Raw genomic sequence first — 24,437 nt, 5'->3', positions numbered from 1 at the left:
ATATCATAAAAATGTGTTTACAAAAAATAGAAAATATTTTAGATTTAAGGTATGTACTTTTTGCGGGAGGCTTATAAGTGGATATTACAGACATAAGGATTAAGAAAGTTGAAAGTAAAAATTCTGGTTCTAAATTGCTAGCATACGTTGCAGTTACTTTTGACAATTGCTTAGTTCTTCACAATATTAGAGTTATTAAAGGGCAAAAGGGAGTATTTATTGCTATGCCTAACAGAAGGACTAGAGTTGGCGAATATAAAGACATTGTACATCCTATTAGTCAGGATTTTAGGAAAATTTTACAAACTTCTATTTTTAAGGAATATATAAGAGAAAATCCAGCCGATCTTGAGCTTGAATTAGATTTTTAGATAATTATTGACAAAGCGTGTTGTATCTTGTATGCTTGTCAATTGTAAGTATTAAGGTATTTTGGGACGTCGACAAGCGGTAAGTCAACTGGTTTTGGTCCAGTCATTCGAGGGTTCGAATCCTTCCGTCCCAGTATTTTACATTAGGAGTTTTTTGGTGGAAAATAGCAGGATTTTGAGTTGTAAATGTAGATCAAGCTTTGGCTCTTCTAGTGCTCGAAGAATAAGATCTAAATATGAAATACCGGCGGTTGTTTACGGACAGGGTAATGATGTTTCACACTTGAAAATTAAGAGTAGTGAGTTTAATAAGAAATTTGCAAAGTTTACAGATAATACTGTCTTAATATTAGATGACGGTAAGCTTGAAAGATGCGTTTTTATTAAAGATGTTGCTGAAAATATTGCAAGCAATCTCATTTATCATATTGATTTTTATGAAGTAGATAGGCGTGTTGAACTTGAAAGATATATTCCTATTAAGCTTATTGGGGCTTCTATTGGGGTTAAAGAGGGTGGAATTTTGACTGTTTTGAAAGAGAAAGTTAAGGTAAAGTCTTTACCCTTGGATTTGCCAGAATTCATAGAGCTTGATTTAACTCCTGTTAAAAAAGGAGATAGCGTTCTTCTTAAAGATCTTGTGTTGCCTTCTAATGTTAGGCTTGCAGAAAGTGATGAGAATTTGGAAGTTGTTATTATAAAGTGATTTTATGGGGTTGTTGATACTTGGATTAGGAAACCCTGGATTAGAATTTTCTTTAACGAGGCATAATGTTGGCTTTTCTCTTTTAGATAAAATTGCTTCTAAGAATGGCCTCTTTTTAAAGAGAAAAAAAAAGTATGAATATTCAGAGTTAAGAATGATTTCTAGAAGGGTAATTTTGGTTAAGCCATTGACTTATATGAATCTAAGTGGATCTTTATTTCCTTCAATATTTTCAGATTTTTATATGAGTATAAAGAATTTATTAGTGGTTCTTGACAATGTTGATCTTCCTTTGGGGAAATGTCGACTTAAAGAGCGGGGTGGTGCGTCTACTCATAATGGTCTTAAGTCAATTTCAAGTGCTCTTGGAAGCCCTAATTACAGTAGACTTTATATTGGGATTGGGAGCAATGTTGTGAACGATATAAAGAGCTTTGTTCTTTCTAGATTTTGCAAGGATGAAATAAATAGGCTTGAAAAATTGTATGACTTTTTAAGTGATGAGTTAATTGATATTAGTGAGGCAAATTTTAAAGATAAGGTTCAAAAAATCAATTCTAGTAATTTTTAATGCATTTTTTAGACGATAATATACAAATTAAAATAGATAAATTTTATAAAAAAAATTCTTTAAATAAAAATCGGGTTATTGTTGCTTTTTCTGGAGGAGCCGATTCTACAACTTTATTATTGAATTTAAAATGTTACTTGGACAATAATATTATTGCATTTTATTTTGCGCATTTTATTAGGTCTGATAATGAGCAAAATCAAGAAATAAAGCATGTAAAGGAGTTTTGCAATTTTTACAACATTGCTTTGCAAATTAAAAAATGCGATATAGATATAAAAAGCGAATCAGCCAGGTTGGGAGTATCTATTGAAGAACTTGCAAGGAAATGTAGATATAATGCTTTAGAAAATGCCCTTAAAGAAAATGATGCAAATTATATTGCACTTGCTCATAACGAGAACGATCAAATTGAAACAATAATTATGAGATTTTTTCAAGGATCTTTTTTGGATGGTCTTGCAGGCATTCCTAGTATTAACAAAAATATTATAAGGCCATTACTCGAAGTTTCAAGATTAGAAATTGAGAATTTTTTATCTTTGAATAAAATCAGTTTTTTTATTGATAGTACAAATGCTCAAAATTTATATCTAAGAAATAGAGTTAGAAATAATTTATTACCTTCTATAGAAAAGATTTTTAAAGGGTATGAAAAATGTCTTAAGAGAATATCTGAATTTTCAAAAGAATTTTCAGATTATTTTGAAAAAGATGAATTTTTTCCTGTTGAGAAGGGTAGATACTATTATTCTTTTGATTTGAAAGCTTTTTTAGATTTCCCCAAGTATTTGGTATTTAGATTGATTTTTAAAATTTTAAACTCAGAAGGAATTGTAACTAAAGTTTCCTATAAAGCTCTTAATGAAGTGTTTAAAGTAGAGATTAGTAAAAAGAAAAACAATGTTTTGTTAAAAACCAATGATTTTTTTTTAGAAAAAAGGCATAATAAAATTAATTTAATTTTTAAAAGGGATGAAAAACTTTACAAACCTTTTGATTTTATTTTAGAAGTTGGTAAATGGTATAGTTTATCTTTAGGTAAGATTTTGCTAAAATGTTTAGAGTGCAATACAGCTTCTGTATCAAGGCTAGAATGTTGTTCTTATGAGTTTAGATGTAAGTTTTTTAAAAATAAGTTGAAAGCAAAAAAATTTTTTTCTAAGTTTATAAGGTTCAATCCGATTTATTTAATGTTGTTAGCATTAGATAATAGGTTAATTGGAATTATTGATTTAAATACTTTAAACTTAGTATGGAGTGAAAAAAGCATTCTTAAAAAAATTAGTATATCTTTGATTGGAGGGCTTTTAAAGGAATGAATGGCAATAATAATATAAATAATAATGGCAAATCTAATAACAAAAAGAAGAATAAAAATTGGATTTTAGGGCTTGTTGTTATTTTTTTAATTTCAGCAATATTTATGTCATATTTTATAAGGGGAGGGGAAAGCTATAAAAATGTTCCTTATAGCACTTTTCAGAGTTATTTGGACAATGGTTTAGTTGAGTCTGTAGTAATAATTGATAAAAATTTGATTCAATTTGTTGTTAAGGGCTCCAACTTTGTAAAATCTTATTTTTCTACCACTATTCCCTATCTTGATATAAATTTGCTTTCAGAGTTAAAAAGTAAAAAAGTTGAGCTTAGCTCAGGGAAAAGTCAAGCTTCATTAATTGGGGTTTTATTGCAAACTTTGCCATGGATTTTATTTTTTATTTTCTTTTTCTTTATATTTCGTCAAACCCAAGGTGGTGGTGGAAAAGTTTTTACATTTGGAAAAAGCAATGCTCAAAAGTACGAAGCTGGAAAGAATAAAATCACCTTTAAAGATGTGGCTGGGCAAGAAGAGGTTAAGCAAGAGCTTCGTGAAGTTGTTGAATTTCTTAAAAATCCAAAAAAATTTGAAAAAATAGGCGCAAAAATTCCCAAAGGAGTGCTTTTGGTTGGCTCTCCAGGTACTGGCAAGACTTTGCTTGCCAAAGCTGTTGCTGGTGAGGCTGGGGTTAGTTTTTTTCACATGTCAGGTTCAGATTTTGTTGAAATGTTTGTTGGAGTTGGTGCAAGTCGTGTTAGAGATTTATTTGATAATGCTAGAAAAAATTCTCCATGCATTATTTTTATTGATGAGCTTGATGCTGTTGGTCGAAGTCGTGGCGCGGGGCTTGGCGGTGGTCATGATGAAAGAGAGCAAACTCTTAATCAACTATTGGTTGAAATGGATGGATTTGGAACACATACTAATGTAATTGTTATGGCTGCCACAAATCGTCCAGATGTTCTTGATTCTGCGTTGCTTAGACCTGGGCGATTTGACAGACAAGTAACAGTTTCTTTGCCTGATATTAAAGAAAGAGAGGCAATATTAAATATTCATTCTTCAAAAACAAAGCTTTCAAAGGATATTAATTTGCATGTAATAGCAAGAGCTACTCCTGGAGCTAGTGGTGCTGATCTTGCAAATTTAATTAATGAAGGAGCCTTAATAGCTGCAAGGAATAATCAAGATGAAATTTTAATGAAGGATATGGAAGAGGCCAGAGATAAAATACTGATGGGAGTTGCAAAAAAATCTATGACTATTACTGATAGGCAAAAGCTTGAGACTGCTTATCATGAGGCAGGGCATGCTTTGCTTCATTATTATCTTGAACATGCCGATCCACTCCATAAGGTTACCATTATCCCAAGAGGCAGGGCACTTGGCGTTGCATTTTCGCTTCCAAGAGAAGATAGACTTTCAATAAACAAGTACCAAATTCTTGATAAAATAAAAATATGTTATGGTGGTTATGCTAGTGAGCAAATAAATTTGGGCTTTACAACAGCGGGTGTTCAAAATGATTTAATGCAAGCTACTAGCTTGGCTAAAAAAATGGTTACGGAGTGGGGAATGGGCGAAGAGGTTGGGCCAATATTTTTAGTAGATGATGAAGCACCCATTTTTCTTCCAAAAGAGTTTTCAAAGGCTAAGGCTTATTCTGAGAATACTGCTGATAAAGTTGACAGAGAAGTAAAAAGAATACTTGAAGAATGTTTAAAAGAAGCATCAGATATTCTTGTAAAGCATAAGGATCAGCTTGTTAAGCTTGCAAAAGAACTTGTTTTAAAGGAAACTTTGACAGATAAAGAAGTAAGAGAGCTTTTGGGTTTTGAAGCTAGTAAAGATGAGTACGATTTATTTGTAGTGGATTCTACTACTGCAAAAGAAGTAAAGGAGGAAGAGATAAAAGGTTAGGATAAGTGTTTATGTTTTATTTAAAGATGGGTTTGATTCTTTTTATTTCTATAAACCTAAATGCAGCTCTAATCAAAGAAGATGAAGATATTTCAAGTATTCTTTTTAATGAGTCTAAAAATTTTTCCAATTTTCAAAAAGGAAGTGACTTGATTTATGGATCTCTTGATTTTAATTTGCTAGCATCAGACTCTCTTTATGAGCTTGCATTAAAAGAGGATATTGCTTTAATAGATAGAATTTATTTATTAAAAGAAGCAATTAAGATTAATAACTTTAAAACAATAGCTACTAAAGAAATATACACTTATTATTTTGCATTGCTTTTAAGGCAAAATAATAATGAGGATATGTATAAAGAAATTATTACTTTGTATGGAAGCTTAAATGAAGAATTACAAATAGATAAAGATTTAATTTGCATGAGACTTGAAGCTTCTGGAAGGCTAAAAAGCTTTGGGAATGATTTTAAAAAAGTTTTATTTAAAGCCTTTTCTTTGTATGGCAATGATTTTTTATTTTTTAAGTGGTTCTTAAAAGAAGATAGGTTTTTTTTCAGCATTTTTAATACTATTAGATCAAAAGAAGATTTTTTCTTTACGACTGAAAATATTAATTATATATTTAGAAATTCAGATTTTAATTATGACAATTCTGTTTCTTTGTTTTCTTTTCTTAAGGGTAAAATTAAAGAATATAATGGAATTCACGGCATTTATTTTTTAAAATACAAGCTTTTAGACCCCGTTGAAGCTTATAGAATTTTTAAAAAATTTCCTCCTGAGACAATAAATGAATATAAAATGTTTTATGATCTTTTAGAAGATCCTGAGATGAAGAGTAAATTTTTAGAAGATTATAAAAGGTTGTCAGGAATTTATTGTATTGACAATAAAAATAATATTGCCATACTCAAAGATGGAATTTTAGTAGGTATTTTTTCAGGAACAGCAGATTTTGGCAATAAATTTAGTTTAAATAACAGATATTTTAATAAAGTTTATTTTAAAGACAAGTCTCCAGTTTATTATGAGAATAGTTTATTTGGTTATAAAATAAACTATTCTGTTTATCCTTATGTTGATATGATTGAGGTTCAATATCCTAATAAAAGAGATGTTTATACATTTGCTTTACATTCTTTTAAGTTCAATCTTTTTAATCATTTAGGTTACGATTTTAATAATCTTGGGATCAGGGAATTATTCTTGATTAATATTAAAGATTTTTTCCTACCCACTGCTTTGAATTTATTTTTTGAAAAAATTTCTGTTTTAGATATTAGATCAAGCTTGATAAGTAAAAAAAAATACTTTGGATTTAATTTAGTAGAAATTAAAAATTATGTGGTTGGAAGTTTGGTTTCAATTTATAGAAAAGTTAATGGTTCTACAAGATTTAATTATATTGAAATTTATGAGAAGGGCAAATTAAAAATAAAAAAAGTTTTATTAGATGATGATTGTTTTGAAAGTTATTATTCTTTTGAATGATGACTTTAATAGAGCCTTAAATTATTAATTTTAGGTTTTTTGTTGTTCTTTATTTGTATAATTGAATTTGAATTTACTTCAGGGAGGATTCTTGAGTTTTTGTTTAGACTTTGCTAATAAAGAAGATACTAAATTATTAAATAACATTATCTCTGTTAGTCATTTTGATTTTAAAGCCAAAATAAATTTGATTCTTGTAGTTGGTCCTATGGGAAGTGGAAAAACAGAATATGCCGCAAAAATTTATAAAGATTCTCTTGTTGTAAGAAAAAAATCTTTCAAGGTGTTAGGCAATGTTATTAAAGGTAATAGGAGCAGGGTTAATGTATTTTTTATTAGAAATTTTTTAGACAAGAGGAGATTTCAGGATTATCCAGAAAATGTAATACCATATAGAGGCGGCGGAAAAGATAAAATTGATGAGATTGGTTTTGCCAGCAGCTCGTTTGATATTGAAAATTTAATAGCTTCTAATCCTAGTTGTGGTACTTTTATTATTGATGAGGCATGTTTTTATGATGAACGTTTGATTTTTGTTTTAAATAAAATTTCTTTAAATGAGAATATTTTATTTATATTGCCCACATTACTTTATAATTTTAGAAAAGAGTCTTTTAATGATACTGCTAAACTTTTGGTAGAATATTCAGATAAGATTTATAAGCTTGGAGCTTATTGTGGTCACATTGATTGCATGGAAGAATCTTTTTTTTCGTATAGGTATTATTTTTACAACAATAAAGAAATTCCAGCTCCTTATTTTGATCCTTTGCTTATTGTTGGTGGTGACGAAGAGATTGAATCTGCTATTTATCCAAATTATGCTACAAGATGTTCAATGCATCATTATCTTGTGGGTAAAGAATATTTTTTTTCTTTTTTAAAGCCATTTGCCCTACTGTATTCACAAGGAGATAAAAAATTTCTTGAAAATGAAATTGTAGAGTTAAGCACTGATGTTGAAAATTCCAATTTTGTAAATTCTTTAAATAGCGAAAAAATGTGTGAATTTAGGGCTGAAATTTTGAGAAATATTGTAGAATTACCTTTTTTAGCAGAAAGAGCATTAATAACCCTTTTCTCAGAATATAGTATCTTGAGTAAAGAAAATTTTAAAGATCTTGTTTTTAAGTTTTCATTAAACAAGGATTATATAAATAAAATTTTTTTTTCCAAAGAGGGCAAAGAATTTTTTTAATAATAGTTTAAACTTTTTTCAAAAAATGCTTTAGTTTCGTCAATTCTTAGTAGTTCTTTTTTGATAATGTCATAGTAATCGAACTCTTTAAGAGAGATTTTGTGATATTCGTTTTCCCAATTTGTTATTCCATCGGTTTCTAGTTTGATAGATTTGTAGCTTTCAAGTTTTTTATGGTATTTTAGCGCTTCATCGTAGTAGTTAATAGCCATTTTATATATTTTTTTTGATTTTTCTAAATTGAGAATAATTCCATTTTTTTCTGGAGTTTTGAAAAAATATAAATTTCTTGTGTCAAATAAATTTCCCAGATATAAGTTTTGTTTAACCAGGAGCAGATTTACATGCATTTTGAAAAGAAGTTTATATTTTGTCCATTGCTCTTTTGTTTCTATTTTAGTTAGTGAGTATTTTGGATTTCCAAATGGGTATTTTAAGGCTTTTTGAAGAAAAAATATATTTTTTTTATAGTTTTCAGGTTTTTTTTTCATTTGAGCGCTAAAGATTACATACCATTGTTCTGCATAATAAAATTTGGACGATGCATTTATCTTTGCAACTGCTACTAAAAGGAGTAGAAATAAACTTATTTGAAAAGTTATACTTTTGAAAATATAATTAATCATACGATTAATTATATTAGAATTTTATTAGATTAAAAATTTTTTTTGCGTTTTTATTTAAATTATCTTTTGTTGAATTATTAAGGTAAATCACATCAATTTTTTTTTCTAGGGTTTTGAATGCTTTTGAATACTTTAGAGCAATTTTTTCAAAAGTATTGTATCTTTCAAGCTCAAAAAGATCACTTTGTGTTCTATATTTTTGTATTCTTTCGTAAGCTATGTTTGGAGCTGTTTCAATAAAGAATACTTTTTCAGGCAGTGGAAAATTTTTATTTAATTCATATCCTAATTCTCCTTGATAGGCAATTGATGAGAATAAATAGCGATCTGTTATTATTTTTATGGATTTTGTTTTTAAAATTTCTAGTATTCCACCTTTTTTATATAAATGATCGTGTCGATCTGCTGCATAAAGATATGCAAATGTTGATTCTTTTAAGGGATTTTTAAAATTCATTAATTGCTTTTTTATCATTTCTCCGATTATTCCGCTTGATGGTTCTTTTGTAAAATAATATCTTGATTTATCGTCGCAAAGAGCTTTTAGTTTATTAATTATGCTTGTTTTTCCGCTTCCATCAATTCCTTCTATGCAATAAAAGTTTTTTAAAATTTTAATCACAAATATTTTTTCTTCCTTTCCTTTGGCGCCAATAATTAGGTTATTGATAATTATTATATAATAATAATTATCAATATATGAGTGTATGAATTTGGGATTTTTGAAAAATAAATCGTTTTTATTGTTGATTTCAGCATTTTTTGTTTTTGTTTTAATAATTTTTTCCATTAATTTATTTGTTCAAGTTCAAATTTATTCTGCCAAGTTTTTTGTTGTAAAATATCTTGAGTCAAAATTTGGCTTTAAGATTAAATATGATAAAATTTCACCGTATTTTTTATCATCTATTAAAATAGACGGTTTAGAGTTAAGCTTGGATGGAAAAGATAAAATATTAATGGATGTTGTTAGGGTAGATTTAAATCTGTTTAAATTAATTTTAGGTGATGAAAATATTATTTTAAATGTTTATGTTAAAGGGAGTAATTTGAATTTTGATATAAGTGATTTTGGTTTATTCGATGATTCAAATTCTAGCAGTGCTTACAATAATAGAAATGTAATTTTTAATAAAGTTTTAAACTATCTTTATAGGTTAAATATTAATTTAGAAAATATCAATATTAATATTAGGCTTAATAATAATAGTTGGTTGAATTTTAAAGTTAAAAATTTTTCCTTAAGCACCGTAGATGAAGATTTTTTATTTAGCTCTGTGATTGATTTTAGTGCTTTTAAAAATTTAGAAATTAATTTACCGCCTGAAAGAGTTGATGATGGAATTTTAGATTCAACTTTCTATTTTGAGGGAAAATTCAAAAAAGGCTTTGAGGATGGTTATGTTAATTTTAGTTTTTTTGAATTTAAAACAAGATATTTTTCTTTTCTTGAGCAAGGATTCCAAATAAATTATTCAAAAGGAAATTTAAAAATTTTTAATTTACGAAGGGAGAATTTTGATTTTAATTTAAGTTATGACAAAGCTAATGGTTTTATTCGATTAGATGCTTTATTTTTTAATGTTAATCTTTTAAATTGGATTAAGTTAAACAAAGACTTTGAAGTTTATAAAGATTATTTTGATATAAGTTTAAATGGGCAGGTGGCATTTTCTTATGATTTTAAAGATAAAGATTTAAGATATGCAGGGATAATGAATTCTTCTTTAAATGTAGATACTATAGGTAAAGAAATTCAAGGCTTACAACTTGAAATCAAGGGGGATGAAAGCGTTGTAATTGTTAAGAATGCTTTTTTAAAGCTCAAAAGGGGAGTTGTAAACTATAAAGGTTATTATTCTTTAAAAGACTTGCTTCCAATAGGACGCCTTAACTTTAAGTCTGCAAAAATTTTAAACTTTAAGGACTTAAATGGGTATTTGGATTTTAAGAAAGATAAGGATATTTTCTCAGTTAAGTCTAATAATTTTAGCCTTGGAAATCTTAGTTTTCAAAATTTAAGCTTAAAAACTTATTTTTTAAAGGATAAAGTTTTTTTTGACTATTTGATTTATTTAGAAAATAAAAATTCTCAAATTTATTTAAAGGGTGATCTTAATGATGAGGAATTTTCTTTTAGTTTAGGCATTAAAGAGTTTCCTTTGCTTTTTTTAAAAGAAGTCATTCCTAGTTCTTACTTAATAAATTTTTTTCCCCAGATTTTATTTTCAGGTAAATATTTAAATTTAGTTTCTGATTTTGATTTAAACAAATTTGACTATCATAAAAATAGATTAAAAAAATTTAATTTTATAGTATTTTCAAAGTTAGATAATTTCAAATTCATATTTGATGCTAGTGGAGAAAAAAATTTTTACAAATCAAATAACTTTGATTTACAGTATAATGATTACAATTTGCATTCTAGTTTATTTGTTGAGTTATTTGAAAGCGGGTTTAATATTGGTATGAACTTTTCTTATTTGGACAAAAGTTATCTTTTGAACTTTAATGTGAATCTTAAAGATAAGTTTATTGTTGCAGAATCTCCTCTTGGTATTAAATTAGATATAAATTATTTTGATTCTAAAATAATTTATGCTCTTAATGTTAATGGTTTTAAGGTTTATAATAAAACTTCTGATCTTTTGATAAATATAAATTCTCATGGAAACTATTTAGGCATTAATAATGATTTGAAATTTAAAATAGATAAGTTTAATATAATAAAAGTTTCTAAAATGCCCGCCTATAATTTTAATTTTGGTTTTAAGGGTTTATATGAATATGATAAGTTATACATTTCTGATGTTAAGTTTGTAAACAAACTTTCAAATTTGCAAGGATACGGACAATTCAATTTAAAAGATGATTTTAATGGGAGTTTGAATCTATTTTCTAGCGTAAATTCAGAACGATATTTTTTAGGGGTTAATTCTGATGAATATGGAAGCTATTTTTTGCTTAAATTCCAAGATTTAGATTTTTGCAATTTTAATTCTTTGTCTCTTTTAGAGGGGAAGGTCAATGGTAATTTTTTACTAAATTTTAAAAACAATGATTTTAAAAATTATTCTTTGAGTGGATATCTTGAGGCTGATAAATTAATTTTATTAGGCATTCCTGTTCAATTTTCTCTGAATTTAGGATTATTGGACAATAAACTTAACATATATAATATAAAAGCTAAACGCAATAAAAAAGAGTTTCTTACTGGCAGCCTAAGATATGATCTAAGCAGTTCTATAGGTGTGTCTAATATGGTTTTTAATAGCGGCCTGTTTTCTTATAAGCTTAGTGCAAATTTTAGAAACTTTGAAAGCAGAGACAAAGATCAATTTGGAATTTTGAAAACCAAAACAGAGGGCGAATTCTCTTTTAGAGATATTAAATATAAAAATGAGTTTTTATCTAATCTTACAGTTGAGTTTAGCAATGATTTTGAAAAATTTAATATGACTTCAATTGATTATGATCTTATTAATATTTTATATCATTATGATAGTGGAGAATATAGTTTTGTTTTAAAAGATTATTTTCCTCTTAGTTTTAATTCGTCAGGCAAAATAATTAAAAATAAAATTCTTGGGAATGTTAAAGATATTAAATTTGATTCAAAAATAATAACTAAAGATTTTTTAGATTCACATTTTTTATTTAATATTGACACTCATTTTATTCTTTATGATCTTGTTTTAAATGGTGAATTTAATATTGATGGAGATTTGTATAATCCTAATATTAATGGAAGTTTAAATATTCAAAAAGGATCAATAAGTACTGAGTATTTAAGAGCTTTTAGAAAGTTTGGTGGTGATAGGGTTTTAGAAATATTTGATGTGCCAGTTGAAATTCAGGATAATAAAATCATTTTTAGCAATGAGTTTAACCTAGATCGATACTCTAAAGTTTTTGTTTCTACCAGTTTAAATTTAAATTTTCTAAGTGATACTATTATTGATTATTACAAAATAGATATTAATGTGACTGGTAGAACAGGAGTTCCTATTAAGTTTGACAAAATTGCTTTAAGCTTTACAGGCTATGCTTTAGGTAATTTTTCAATTGAAGGAAATCCTGATGAAATTATGTTTAAAGGCGTTTTAAATGTTTCAAATGCTTGGGTTTATTCCCTTGAAAGTTCTATTGTTAATTTATTGATAAATCCCTTCAAGCAAGTAAAAAAAGTGCAAACAGTTGATGTTAATATTCGAGATTTTGATATTTTAACCCATCTTGAGATAAATTTTGACAGTGGTGTTACTTTTCATTGGCCAGATAGTAATATTTCGTTTTTACAAGCTACTATTTCAAGAGGGGATAAGCTTATAATAAAATCTGATACAAAAACAGATGATTTTATTCTTAAGGGAGATTTGAATATTGCAAGTGGTTTTGTTAATTATAATAATAAAAAATTTATCTTTAAAAGTGGCTCTTATATTTCCTTTAATGAGAGCAGAACTAAATTTGATCCATGGATAAAAGCAGAGGCTACAAATACTATTAAAGATAGAAATGATAAGCTGCTTGTTACAATAGGCATTGATTGTCCTTTGAGTTTATGGAAAATTGAGTTTATGTCTTATCCTTCTAGAACTGAACAGGAGATTAAATATTTGCTTTCAGGTTCAACAATGGAGGGGGGGGCTGAAGGGGGATTGCGATCGGCAGGGACTAATGCTGCTGAAATGGCAATTGGAATAGTAAGTGACATTGCTCTTGATTTTTTAATTCAACCCATTGAAGATTATATGCGTTCTGTATTAAACTTAGATTTGTTGAGTATAAAGACAGATATATTGAAGAATTCTATTAATAGTAATTTTTTTAAAATTGGAAATCCTACTTTTGTTGATGTTCTTGACAATACAAGCGTTAAGGTCGGGAAATATCTTGTTGAGGGTGTTTTTATTAGTGGAGGTTTTGGATTTTTAAAAGAGCAAATGACTCCTTTTTCAAAAGATTTAAATTTTGTTATTAATTTAGGTATTGAGTTTGATTCTCCATTTTTTTTAGTTAATTATGAGTTTGATTACAATTTTATGAAAAAAGGTTTAGATGGAATAGGAAATAATATAGGTATTTCTTGGAAATTTAAATATTAAATTGTTAAGAGGTTAAGATGGGTTCAATTAGAGGTTTATTTTTTATAAGTTTTTTAATGTTTTTTGTTGTTTTTGGTTTTGCTCAAGTTGAAAATTACAAAGGGAAAATAATAAAAGGTATTAATTTTGAAGGACTTAAGAATAAGAAAGAGGCAGATTTTATTAATATTTTAAAACCTTACATTGGTAAAGCATATTCTAATGAAATTTTTGATAAATTGCAAATTGATCTTTATTCTCTTGATTATTTTTCTGGGCTTATTAAGCCGATTTTCAAAATAGATGGTGAGGATCTTTTTATTACATTTATTGTAAAAGAGAAATCTTTGGTTAATTCTGTTGTTTTTTCTGATAGCAGTAGAGTTTTTTGGAATAGTGAACTTGTTGAGAAGGTAAATATTAAAACTAATGAGCCTTTAAACCTTGCAAGTGTTAACAAAGGTGTTAACAAGCTTGAAGAGATGTATAAAGATATGGGGTATCTTGAGGTTTCTGCAAATTTTGAAATCAAGGAAGAAGGAAATTTAGTTGATATTGTTTTTAAGATAGTAGCTGGGCCCAAATATGTTATTAAAGGTATTGATTTTGAAGGAAATTTAAGTTTTAAAAGTAGTACTTTGAGAAAATCTTTAGCATCAAGAGTAGTATCTCTTTTCTCAGATGGTAAATATTTAAAAAGTAATGTTGACAAGGATAAGCGACAATTAGAGTCTTTTTATAAAAATAATGGATATATTGATATTAAGATTATAAATAGTACTGTTGATATTAAAGATTCTCTTAAAGATTCTCAAAGGTTAGAAAAGGAAGTTTTTTTGAAATATTTTATTTCAGAAGGTAATGTTTTTAGATTTGGAAAGTTTGAAATTTTTGGTAATTCAGTTTTTAGTTTGGAAGAATTAAAAAATTTTATCACATTTAAAGAAGGCGATATTTTTAATAATTCTAAATTTGAGCAGGATTTTATTAAAATTAAGGAAAGTTATTTTAAGGAAGGGTATATTTTTACAGAAATTATTCCTTCACAAAAGATAAGAGGAGAGTTTGTTGATTTTTTAATTAAAATCTTAGAAAAGGATAAAGCTCATATTGAGTCTATTACTGTTTCTAAAAATAAAAATACAGCCTCACGTGTAATACTTAGAGAGATTCCCCTTCAAGAGGGAGATGTTTTTAGCTTGGATAAGTTTAAGATGGGCATGGTAAATTTACAACAGCTTGGTTATTTTTCAAACGTAATCCCCGACATTGTTCCAAGCAATACAGAAGGGCTTATGAAAATAAATTTAAACATTGAGGAGCGAGCAACAAGTAATTTTGGATTTGGTATGAATTTTGGAGGTAATTCAAATTCTTCTTTCCCATTCTCAGTATTTGGACAATGGGAGCTTTCTAATTTTTTAGGCGAAGGCTATTATTTTGCTGCAAGACTAAATTTATCTTTTTTAGAGCAAAGTCTAAGTTTGACATTTAGAGATAATTGGTTTTTTCAAAAAAGATGGACTGTAGGTGGATTTGTAGATTTTTCACATTCTGTTAATACTGCTTATCAGGATATTAATGGACCTATTTTTTCTGGCAAAAGGGAAGTTCCTGATCCATTTACAAGTTGGGAAGAATATCGAGATGCCAAAAGCTTTTCCGATTTTAATGCTATGAATTATTCTTTGCTTAAACTTAGTTTTGGAGGATTTACAGGATATACTTTTTCTAATTATCTTGGTAAGCAGACTCTTCTTGGGACTTTACAAACCGCTTTGAAATATGTTTTTTATGACAATGAGGTTAACAGGCCTTCAAATTATTATTTAAGAGATAATTATAAGACTTTTAGATTTGAAAATTCTCTTAGTTTGAGTGCGGCTTGGGATACAAGAAATTCTACTTCTTTGTCTAATAATGGATTTTTACTTAAGCAGCAGTTTGATTTTTTTGGCGGGTTTTTATTTGGTCAGAGCCATTTTATTAAATCAGCTACAACCTTTGAAAGGTATTTTTCTCTTTTAGGATATGAGGATGTTTTTAGTCCTTATTTTGACATTATTTTAACTTTAAGGAGTGTCTATTCAAATATATTACCTCCTCTTGGCAATGGTTTTGAAATTGAAATTCAACCCCATCATCATATAGTTCTTAGTGAAAATTTTATGCAGGCTAGAGGTTGGGGGATTTTGAAAAATATTTACAGTTCTTTTGTAAATACTGTTCAAATATCTATTCCTTTGTTAAAAAATATTTTAGTTTGGGATGTTTTTTTTATAGATTTTGCTTCTTATTCTTTAGAAGGGCAAGAAAATTCTTTATTTAGACCTTTTAGTAGTTTTGCTTTTAGCTGGGGAACTGGAATTAGAAGTCTTTTGCCTCAGTTGCCGCTTTCTTTTGTAATAGCTTATCCTTTTTATTTTGACAATGATAAAGTTAACAGTTATTACAAATATTTTTCTGGATTTAAATTTTTCTTAGGAATTGAGATGAGATATTGATATAATACTATAGGGAAATTTGTGTGTTTTTTGATTTTACCATTGTTTTTTTTATTGTCTTTAAATGTTTTTTCAATAGATGTTATTAAAATAGGCATTGTTGATTTTGATAGGATTGTGATTGAAGTTTTAAATCCTCAATTGAAAGCTAATCTTGATCAAATAAAAAATAGATATCAAGAACAAATAAATCTGTTAAATTTAGAGCTCAAGAATTTGAAGCAGATGTATGATAAATCAATTGCCGATAATGATTTAGATAATGCAAGATCTTTTGGAAACCAGTATAATTTGAAAGTTGATGAGATAAAGAGAATATCTAGTTTAGCAAAGAATAATTTAGAACAACAAAGATTGGCTAATATTAATAGTTTAAACAATAATAGTGAATCTTTAAGCAAAATACTTCATGGTATTCAATATATTGCAGAAGCTAATGGGTTTTCTTTGATCATGAAAAAAAATAATCCGTATATTCTTTATCATAACAGCACTGTTGATATAACAGACAGTGTTGTTAAGTATCTTTTAGAAAAGGATAATAAAAATCCTTAAGACTTTTCCTTTAAGATTTTACTTTATTAAATTTGCTGTAATTAGACTGCAAATTTTTTTATTGTTCCTATTCATTAAAACAGTCAACTTGCCAATGATTGGGTTATTTTAATTGTAAAAATATTACTTTTAGAGTCCTTTTCTCATTTTATATTCTTTATTTTTAATTGAAATATATTTATTTTATAATATCAATTATAATTCAATATTATTTAGGAAACATATGGAAAATAATGTTACCCCAATGATGAGGCAATACTTAGATATCAAAAAAAAATATAAAGATTCTATTATTTTCTTTAGAGTAGGGAGTTTTTATGAAATGTTTTTCGAAGATGCAATTGAGGCAAGCAAACTTCTTAATTTAACATTGACAAAAAGAGAAAATGTTCCAATGTGTGGAGTGCCTTGCCATACTAGCAAGGAATATATAAGAAAATTAATTTTGTTTGATAAAAAGGTTGCAATTTGTGAACAAGTGTCTAATCCTACTTCTGGGGGTGGGCCTTTAGAAAGAGAGGTTGTTGAAGTAATAACCCCGGGTGTTATTATTGATGAAGATTTTTTAAATGATGACGTTAATAACTATTTAGTTGCTATTAGTGATTACAAAAATTATTATTCGTTTTCTTATATAGACTTATCTACTTCTAGTCTTGGGATAATGTTTTATGAGAATAGTTTTTTTGAAAAACTTAAAAGGGATCTTGAGAAATACTCTCCTAAAGAGATAATAATTTCTGAGAACTTTTATTATGAATACTCAGAGAAGCTTAATCTTAGTCGGTTTTTAATTAACAGGGTTCCTGATTGGCATCTTGACAAGGATGTTGCAATAAAAGCAATAAAGGAGCATTTTAAGATACTTGGATTGAGTTCTCTTGGTTTTGATGAGGAGAAACCTTATTACATTTCAATTTTTCTCATTATAAATCATATAAAAAATAATTTAAAAAATTTATTAAGCAATATTGATAAAATAGATATTAATAATGATTCTTTGCATATGTTTCTTGATGATGTAACTCAAGTGAATCTTGAGCTTGTAAAAAATAATAAAGATTTTTCTTCTCAATACTCATTATATTCTGTTTTAAATGATTGTAAAACCGCAATGGGAAAGAGGCTTTTGCGTGAATTTATTTTAAATCCAATTTTAAATATTTCTGAAATCAATACTAGGCTAGATCATGTTGAATTTTTTTGCAAAAATATTAGCTTAACTGTGACCTTAAGAGAAGCTTTTGTTAATATATGGGATATTGAGAGAATAATATCTAGGATTCAGATGAAAAGATATCTTAAAAAAGATTTTTTATTTATTGAAAAAGCACTTTCTGTATTTTTTTTGGTAAAAAAGTTATTTGATAAGCATAATTTTGATTATTGGGATTTTGATAAGTCTGAAGAGGATAATATTTCTGAAGTTTGTTTTTTAATAAAGAGCGCAATTTCAAGCTCATCAGATGAGCTTATTAAAAGAGGTTATGATTTAAAACTTGATAGTTTAAAAGATTTAAAGATTAATGCAAATAAATATATTGATGAATATCTTGAATCAGAGAGACTGCTTAGTAAGATTAATAATCTAAAGATTAGAAAAACTAATAATAGGGGATTATTTTTTGAAGTTACAAAGAGTAATTATGCTCAAGTGCCAACACATTTTATTGAAAGCCAAACTTTAAATTCTTCAAAAAGATATAAAACAGAAAAACTTATTTCTCTTGAAGTGGATATTAATAATGCTGAGGACAGTGTGGTTGCTTTTGAACAGGAAATTTTTGATGAAATAGCATTAAATGTTGTTAAGCATAATAAAGTTCTTAAAAAGGTTTCAGAATTTTTTGCATATATTGATTTGGTTGTTAACTTTGGGTATTTGGCAAAAAAAAATGAATATAAAAGACCTGTGTTGACACAAGATAAAGAAGTTTTTCTTGACAAGTCGCGCCATCCTGTTGTTGAGCGTTATGTAAAAAACACCGAAATCTTTACTGAAAATTTTGTAAGGATTAATAAAGAAGGGTATTTTTGTTTGATTACTGGCCCTAATATGGCGGGTAAATCAACCTATTTGCGTCAAGTAGCTTTAATTACTTTAATGGCACACATAGGCTCTTTTGTGCCAGCTTCTAATGCTGTAATAGGTATTACAGATAAAATTTTTTGCAGAATTGGAGCAAGTGATAATCTTGCTAAAGGGGAATCTACTTTTTTGGTTGAAATGAACGAAACAGCTAATATTTTGAGAAATGCAACAGAAAAGAGCTTGATAATTATGGATGAAGTTGGAAGAGGCACTAGTACAAACGATGGACTTGCTATTGCTTATTCTATTATAGAATATATTTTAGAGCATATTAAAGCTAGAAGTTTATTTGCCACACATTTTCATGAACTATCGGCTATTAATCATAAAGCTTTTATCAATCTTTCAATGAAAATTGAAAAGCAGGGTAATGATCTTGTTTTCTTAAGAGAAGTTGAAGAAAAACCATCTCTTAATTCTTATGGGATTTATGTTGCTCGTATAGCAGGACTTCCTTTAAGGGTAATAGACAGGGCTAATGCTATTCTAAAAAGTTTGTTGAGCCGAGAGAGTAGCTCTTGTTTGGAATTTATTCCTTATATTTCTTCTAATAGTTGTGATAAAGAGATCTTGAAAAATGACACTGATGTTCATGTTAAATTAAATGAGTATTTAGAGTTGAAAAAATTTATTTCTAACATAGATATTAATAATATTACCCCTTTTCAATCAATTGAGCTGCTAAATCAAATTGTTTTAAAAGTTGTTTCTCAGTCTAGTTAGTATGAGTTATTTAAGTGTTTTAAGAAGTATATTTTTGCCTTTTTGTGTTTTTTGTAGAAAAAGATATGTATCTTCAAATGCTCTTTGCAACCAATGCAAGTCGCTTTTTAATTTTAAAATTAAATTTGATGAGAATTTAATTTATTTTTTTGAATATAAAGAGCATTATAAATCTTTAATTTTGTCTTATAAGAGAGATGGTCAAAAATCAATTGGCAGATTTTTAGCAAGTGGAATTGCTAAATGTTTAAGTAATATTGATTTTGATCAAATAGTAACTGTTCCTTGTAGCTTTAAAAGAAAATTATTTTATGGTTTTGATCACATGGAATATATTGGTATTTTATTAAGCCGTTTTGGTTTTAATTATATGAATATTTTTTCAAGAAAGTATGGGAAAAGTCAGAAGTTAATGAAAGGGAATCTTAGATTTAAAAATCTTGAAAATAAAATTAAATTAAGATCAAAGTATAAAAATTTCCAATTTAAAAAGATTGTTTTGCTTGATGATATTGTTACCACAGGAACATCTATGTGTATCTGTGAAGACCTTGTTATGCAATGTGGGGCTTATAATGTTATAAGGCTTTCTTTGGCCAAATCTTATAATTTGCTTTAATATTGACATTATTTTTTCCAAGTGTTAACCTTGATTTAAGGTTTAGTTATGTATTTAATAAGGTTCTTTTAAAAGAACCTTATTATTTTTAGGAATATAGTTGATTAAATGTTTTGATAAAAATAATGAAGTTTATAATTTAATAAAAAATTTAGCAGAGCGTTTAAATGTTGAAATATTAGAAATTAATATTTTTAAAAATAAAAATGGCGGAAAAATTCAAATAGTTCTTTATGGTAAAGATTTTTCTTTAGGTATTGATTTGATGACTGATTTGCATAAGATGATTTTATTAATTTTGGAAGCAAATCTTAAATATAATTTTACCTTAGAGCTTTCTACACCAGGAATAGGTAGAAGGATAAAAAGTGACAGAGAGTTCCAAATTTTTGAAGGTAAAAAGATTAAGTTGATGCTAGATAATGAATTTGAAGAGGGTTTTATATTAGAAGCAAAATTAAAAAGTTTTATTTTTAAAACAGATAGCAAAGAATTAAATGTTTTTTATAGTGATGTTAAGAAGGCTAGACTAGTTTAAGGAGGAATTTTGGATGATAAAGGGCACGGGACATATGATTGTAAGTATTGCAAATGATCGCAGTATGAGCGTAGAGTCTATTAGAAAAACAATTAAAGAATCAGTATTAATAGCTTATAAAAAGTATTTTGGAAGCAATGAGAATGCTTTTATTAAGTTTGATGATGATACTGGAGATTTGGTGGTTTATGCAAAAAAGAAAATTGTAGAAGAGGTGAAAGATTCTTTGCTTGAAATATTGGAAAAAGATATCTCAAGAGAAAATATTGTAGAAGGTGATTATGCTTACATTGAAATTGATCCTAAAGTTTTTGATAGACTTTCTATTCAGGTTGCAAAACAAAGAACCAAAAACGATTTACAAGGAATTGAGGATAATGAAATTTTATCAGAATTTAAAAGCAAGTTGAATAAGGTTGTTATTGGGTATGTTCAACAAAATAGAAATGGAGATCTTTATGTTAATCTTGGTAATACTGATGGTATAATTCCTAAAAAGTATCAGTCGCCAAGAGAAGTTTATAGCCTTAATGATAAGATTAGAGTTTTAGTTCATAATGTCAAAAAGGGTAAAAATGGCATTGAGGTTATTCTTTCTAGAACTCATCCAAAGTTTATTGAAGAGCTCTTAGCACTTGAAATTCCCGAGATTGAAGAAGGTATTATTAAAATTCATAAAATAGTTCGTGATCCGGGTTACAGAATTAAAGTTGCCGTTTATTCTGAAAAAGAAGAGATTGATCCTATTGGTCCTTGCATAGGACAAAAAGGGGTTAGAATTCAATCTATAATTAAGGAACTTGAAGGAGAAAAAATAGATATTATCCCTTATAGTAAAGATATTAAAGAATTTATAAAAGATTCTTTGACCCCTTCTAAGATAGAGCATGTTTATATTCTTGATGAGGATTTACATAAGGCCTTAGTAGTTGTTAGCGATGATCAACTTTCTCTTGCTATAGGTAAAATGGGTCAAAATGTTAGACTTGCTAATAGACTTCTTGACTGGGCTATTGATGTTAAAACTAGCAGTCAATTTGCAGAAATGAAAGCTAATTCAGAGTTTAAGCAAGAAACACTTGAAATGTTTGATAAAGTTATGCAAGATGTTGTTGAAGAGGAACAATTTGAGGAGATTAGTAAAATAAGTGATCTTAAATTGCTCGATTCTTCTGTGATTTCTAATTTATCAAAAGAGGGGCTTAATGATATTAACAATTTTTTACAAGCAGATGAGGGAGTGCTTTTTAATCTTGGAGTAAGTTATGAAAAACAAGAAGAAATTAACAAAATATTAAAAGAGGGGATGATAATAATTTCTAATGACAATGACAATGGTGAGTCTATGGAAAAAATAGAAGAAGGTGAAGGGGAAGAGCTTCTTTGTCCTGAATGTGGTGTTGTTATTAATGAAAATATGACCTCCTGTCCGGGTTGTAAAATAGGGCTTAGTTTCGAGTTTGAGGAGGAGTAAGTTTGTCGAAAGATATTGATAATAATAAAAATGAAGATGGTAAAAAAATTAAGATTATTAAGTTAAGAAAGAAAGTAGTAAAGATTGTAACGCATAACGATTTAAGCAGTAAAAATAATTCAAATAGCTCTATTGATGATTTGTATAAGCACAACAACAAAGTTGGATATTCGCAAAATAGAGACAACAGAACTGGTGAATATTCACAAAATAGGGACAATAGAACTGGTGGGTATGCACAAAACAGAGACAACAGAACTGGTGAATATGCACAAAACAGAGACAATAGAACTGGCGGGTATGCACAAAACAGAGACAATAGAACTGGCGGGTATGCACAAAACAGAGACAATAGAACTGGTGGGTATGCACAAAACAGAGACAATAGAACTGGTGGGTATGCACAAAACAGAGACAACAGAACTGGTGGGTATGCACAAAACAGAGACAACAGAACTGGTGGGTATGTACAAAACAGAGACAACAGAACTGGTGGGTATGCACAAAACAGAGACAACAGAACTGGTGGGTATGCACAAAACAGAGACAGCTTAGCTTCTCAATATCAAGGTTCGATAAAGAAAACATATGTTGCCAAAAATAACCCTCAGAATAAATATACTACTCCCATGTCTTTTAGAAGAGTTATAAAAGCCAAAGTTCCTTCTATTGTTAGCAGCACGTCTTCAGTAGATTCTGAGAATAGCAAAGAGTTAAATCGTAAGCTTGGTGAGAAGAAAAAACAGCAACAAGAAAGTCAAAAAAGCTATAAGAGGAAAAAAGCAGAAACTGAGAGTAAGACAATTGAGCAAAAGGTTTTTGAACAACTTCAAAAAAAGAAAAGAGAAAATTTAGCTAACCCTATTCCAAAATCAATTGACATTATGGGTAGCATTACTGTCTCTGATCTTGCAAGAAAGATGAATTTAAAATCTTCTGATTTGATTGCCAAATTGATGGCTTTGGGCGTAATGGTAACTATTAATGAAAAGATAGATTCTGATACGGCAACTATTTTAGTTGAAGAATATGGCTCAAAAGTCAATGTTGTTTCTATTTATGATGAAACGGTTATAGAAGAAGAGGTAGAAGATCATAGTAAAAGAATTGAAAAACCCCCTGTTATTACAATAATGGGACATGTTGATCATGGTAAAACTAAACTACTTTCTGTGCTTCAAAATATAGATATAAATCAAACAGAGTCTGGCGGTATTACTCAGCATATTGGAGCTTATACCATTGTTTATAATGATAGAGAAATAACATTTTTAGATACCCCTGGTCATGAAGCTTTTACTATGATGAGAAGTCGTGGGGCTCAAGTTACAGATATTGTTGTTCTTGTTGTGTCAGCAATTGATGGAGTTATGCCTCAAACTATTGAGGCTATTAATCATGCAAAAGAAGCAAATGTTCCGATTATTGTTGCTATAAATAAGATTGATTTACCAGATTCAAATCCTGATAAAATTAAACATCAGCTTTCAGAGTACGACTTGGTGCCTGAGGATTGGGGAGGAGACACTATTTTTGTGTTGATTTCTGCTCTTAAAAATATAGGAATTACCAAGCTTATTGATATGATTCTTTTGCAGGCAGATATGATGTTATTAAGGGCAAACCCATCTAAAAGGGCTATTGGGAAAGTACTTGATGCCAAGATTGATTTGGGGCGCGGAATAGTTTGTTCTGTTATTATTGAGGATGGAACTCTTTATGTAGGAGATTCTTTTGTGGGTGGAGCGTGTTATGGTAAAGTTAAGGCATTAATTAGCGATAAGGGTGTTTCTGTTAAGAGTGTTGGACCTGCTAAAGCTATTAGTGTTTTAGGATTTTCTTCAATGCCTCAGGCTGGGGATCCTTTTCAAGTAACTAAAACTGAAAAAGAAGCAAAATTGATCAGTTCTAAAAGACAAGATCTTAAAAAGTATGAATCTTCTAAGAATGTAAAGAAAGTTACTATGTTGAATCTTTATGATTCAATTAAAGAAGGAGCGCTTAAAGAACTTAAAATAATTTTAAAAGCAGATGTTCAAGGCTCAGTCGAAGCTTTAAAGAATTCTCTTGAAAAATTAACAAACGATGAGGTTAGAGTAAGAGTTGTGCACTCATCAGCGGGCGTAATAACCGAAACAGATATTAGCTTTGCTTCAGCAAGCAATGCTATTGTTATTGGGTTTCATGTAAGACCTACTGTAAAAGCCCAGATACTTGCAGATCAGGAAAAAGTTGAGATTAGAAAGTATAATGTTATTTATGATGCTATAAGTGATGTTAAATCAGTTCTTGAGGGTATGCTTGAGCCAGATGTTGAGCAGCAGTTTATTGGCTTTGCTGAAGTAAGAGCTGTAATTAATGTTCCTAAAGTTGGGGTAATAGCTGGTTGTTATGTTTCTCGGGGTTTAATAAAACGAGATGCGATTACTAATGTAATGAGAGATGGTTTGCAGATACATTCTGGTAAAATTTCATCTTTAAAGCGATTTAAAGATGATGTTAAAGAAGTTGCTGAACAATATGAGTGTGGTATTATGATTGATAACTATGCTAATATTAAAGAAGGAGACATAATTGAAGCATTTGAGGTAAAAAGGGTAAAAAAATCTTTTAAAACTTAGCGTTGCTTTTATTTATAT

The 24,437-nt window shown here is 28.3% G+C and carries 17 protein-coding genes and 1 tRNA gene; 16 read left to right on the top strand and 2 right to left on the bottom strand.

The window, feature by feature from the left end:
• Positions 1 to 77 precede the first annotated feature (77 nt).
• From spoVG to DB318_RS00425, 8 genes are all read left to right on the top strand, one after another.
• Positions 78 to 371 carry a DNA-binding protein SpoVG gene (gene spoVG, locus DB318_RS00460; RefSeq protein ID WP_151060425.1) on the top strand — a complete coding sequence of 98 codons (294 nt, stop codon included), beginning with the start codon at positions 78 to 80 and terminating at the stop codon, positions 369 to 371.
• Between the two features lie 62 nt (positions 372 to 433).
• Positions 434 to 505: transfer RNA gene (locus tag DB318_RS00455), tRNA-Gln, on the top strand.
• A 23-nt stretch (positions 506 to 528) separates the two neighbouring features.
• The gene (locus tag DB318_RS00450) at positions 529 to 1,077 is read left to right on the top strand and encodes a 50S ribosomal protein L25/general stress protein Ctc (RefSeq protein ID WP_151060426.1); all 549 of its coding nucleotides are present in this window, start codon (positions 529 to 531) and stop codon (positions 1,075 to 1,077) included.
• A 4-nt stretch (positions 1,078 to 1,081) separates the two neighbouring features.
• Positions 1,082 to 1,648, top strand: coding sequence for an aminoacyl-tRNA hydrolase (pth, locus tag DB318_RS00445; protein WP_151060427.1), 567 nt, complete (start codon positions 1,082 to 1,084; stop codon positions 1,646 to 1,648).
• On the top strand, positions 1,648 to 2,970 hold the full coding sequence (gene tilS, locus DB318_RS00440; protein ID WP_151074111.1) for a tRNA lysidine(34) synthetase TilS: 1,323 nt from the start codon (positions 1,648 to 1,650) through the stop codon (positions 2,968 to 2,970). Before pth ends, tilS begins: the two co-directional genes overlap by 1 nt.
• A complete protein-coding gene (gene ftsH, locus DB318_RS00435; protein WP_151060429.1) occupies positions 2,967 to 4,889 on the top strand; it encodes an ATP-dependent zinc metalloprotease FtsH in 1,923 nt (640 codons plus the stop codon). The genes tilS and ftsH overlap by 4 nt, the downstream gene beginning before the upstream one ends.
• Positions 4,890 to 4,900: 11 nt before the next feature.
• Positions 4,901 to 6,382, top strand: coding sequence for a hypothetical protein (locus DB318_RS00430; protein ID WP_151060430.1), 1,482 nt, complete (start codon positions 4,901 to 4,903; stop codon positions 6,380 to 6,382).
• 91 nt (positions 6,383 to 6,473) lie between these two features.
• Positions 6,474 to 7,580: a thymidine kinase gene (locus tag DB318_RS00425; RefSeq protein WP_151060431.1), complete on the top strand. Its 1,107-nt coding sequence runs from the start codon at positions 6,474 to 6,476 to the stop codon at positions 7,578 to 7,580.
• Here DB318_RS00425 and DB318_RS00420 read toward each other — a convergent pair.
• Positions 7,577 to 8,206, bottom strand: a complete 630-nt coding sequence (locus DB318_RS00420; protein WP_151060432.1) for a hypothetical protein — start codon at positions 8,204 to 8,206, stop codon at positions 7,577 to 7,579. The genes DB318_RS00425 and DB318_RS00420 overlap by 4 nt on opposite strands.
• A 13-nt stretch (positions 8,207 to 8,219) precedes the next feature.
• Positions 8,220 to 8,828: a dTMP kinase gene (gene tmk, locus DB318_RS00415; RefSeq protein ID WP_151074110.1), complete on the bottom strand. Its 609-nt coding sequence runs from the start codon at positions 8,826 to 8,828 to the stop codon at positions 8,220 to 8,222.
• 85 nt (positions 8,829 to 8,913) lie between these two features.
• On the opposite strand from tmk, the gene DB318_RS00410 reads away from it, so the two are divergent.
• The 8 genes from DB318_RS00410 (at position 8,914) to infB (ending at position 24,419) form a co-directional block, all read left to right on the top strand.
• Positions 8,914 to 13,314 (top strand): translocation/assembly module TamB domain-containing protein, encoded by a 4,401-nt coding sequence (locus DB318_RS00410; protein WP_151074109.1) that lies wholly within the window; start codon positions 8,914 to 8,916, stop codon positions 13,312 to 13,314.
• Positions 13,315 to 13,331: 17 nt separating this feature from the next.
• Positions 13,332 to 15,797 (top strand): outer membrane protein assembly factor BamA, encoded by a 2,466-nt coding sequence (bamA, locus tag DB318_RS00405; protein WP_151074108.1) that lies wholly within the window; start codon positions 13,332 to 13,334, stop codon positions 15,795 to 15,797.
• A 21-nt stretch (positions 15,798 to 15,818) separates the two neighbouring features.
• Positions 15,819 to 16,352 (top strand): OmpH family outer membrane protein, encoded by a 534-nt coding sequence (locus DB318_RS00400; protein WP_151073677.1) that lies wholly within the window; start codon positions 15,819 to 15,821, stop codon positions 16,350 to 16,352.
• Positions 16,353 to 16,575: 223 nt separating this feature from the next.
• Positions 16,576 to 19,167 (top strand): DNA mismatch repair protein MutS, encoded by a 2,592-nt coding sequence (mutS, locus tag DB318_RS00395; protein ID WP_151074107.1) that lies wholly within the window; start codon positions 16,576 to 16,578, stop codon positions 19,165 to 19,167.
• Between the two features lies 1 nt (position 19,168).
• Positions 19,169 to 19,786 (top strand): ComF family protein, encoded by a 618-nt coding sequence (locus tag DB318_RS00390; RefSeq protein ID WP_151060438.1) that lies wholly within the window; start codon positions 19,169 to 19,171, stop codon positions 19,784 to 19,786.
• 100 nt (positions 19,787 to 19,886) lie between these two features.
• Positions 19,887 to 20,324: a ribosome maturation factor RimP gene (rimP, locus tag DB318_RS00385; RefSeq protein ID WP_151060439.1), complete on the top strand. Its 438-nt coding sequence runs from the start codon at positions 19,887 to 19,889 to the stop codon at positions 20,322 to 20,324.
• A gap of 13 nt (positions 20,325 to 20,337) precedes the next feature.
• On the top strand, positions 20,338 to 21,798 hold the full coding sequence (gene nusA / locus DB318_RS00380; RefSeq protein WP_151060440.1) for a transcription termination factor NusA: 1,461 nt from the start codon (positions 20,338 to 20,340) through the stop codon (positions 21,796 to 21,798).
• A 2-nt stretch (positions 21,799 to 21,800) separates the two neighbouring features.
• The gene (gene infB, locus DB318_RS00375; RefSeq protein WP_151074106.1) at positions 21,801 to 24,419 is read left to right on the top strand and encodes a translation initiation factor IF-2; all 2,619 of its coding nucleotides are present in this window, start codon (positions 21,801 to 21,803) and stop codon (positions 24,417 to 24,419) included.
• Positions 24,420 to 24,437: the final 18 nt, after the last annotated feature.

It is taken from the genome of [Borrelia] turdi, assembly GCF_008828755.2.
GTDB lineage: Bacteria > Spirochaetota > Spirochaetia > Borreliales > Borreliaceae > Borreliella > Borreliella turdi.
The sequence above is the reverse complement of the archived record's forward strand: the minus strand, read 5'-3'. Positions and strand labels throughout refer to the sequence as shown.

Bases quoted from the DNA above. Each gene is read 5' to 3' on its own strand.
- nusA (WP_151060440.1), top strand. From the start codon at position 20,338: ATGATAAAGGGCACGGGACATATGATTGTAAGTATTGCAAATGATCGC.
- DB318_RS00410 (WP_151074109.1), top strand. From the start codon at position 8,914: ATGAATTTGGGATTTTTGAAAAATAAATCGTTTTTATTGTTGATTTCA.
- pth (WP_151060427.1), top strand. From the start codon at position 1,082: ATGGGGTTGTTGATACTTGGATTAGGAAACCCTGGATTAGAATTTTCT.
- ftsH (WP_151060429.1), top strand. From the start codon at position 2,967: ATGAATGGCAATAATAATATAAATAATAATGGCAAATCTAATAACAAA.
- DB318_RS00390 (WP_151060438.1), top strand. From the start codon at position 19,169: ATGAGTTATTTAAGTGTTTTAAGAAGTATATTTTTGCCTTTTTGTGTT.
- tilS (WP_151074111.1), top strand. From the start codon at position 1,648: ATGCATTTTTTAGACGATAATATACAAATTAAAATAGATAAATTTTAT.
- mutS (WP_151074107.1), top strand. From the start codon at position 16,576: ATGGAAAATAATGTTACCCCAATGATGAGGCAATACTTAGATATCAAA.
- DB318_RS00430 (WP_151060430.1), top strand. From the start codon at position 4,901: ATGTTTTATTTAAAGATGGGTTTGATTCTTTTTATTTCTATAAACCTA.
- DB318_RS00420 (WP_151060432.1), bottom strand. From the start codon at position 8,206: ATGATTAATTATATTTTCAAAAGTATAACTTTTCAAATAAGTTTATTT.
- bamA (WP_151074108.1), top strand. From the start codon at position 13,332: ATGGGTTCAATTAGAGGTTTATTTTTTATAAGTTTTTTAATGTTTTTT.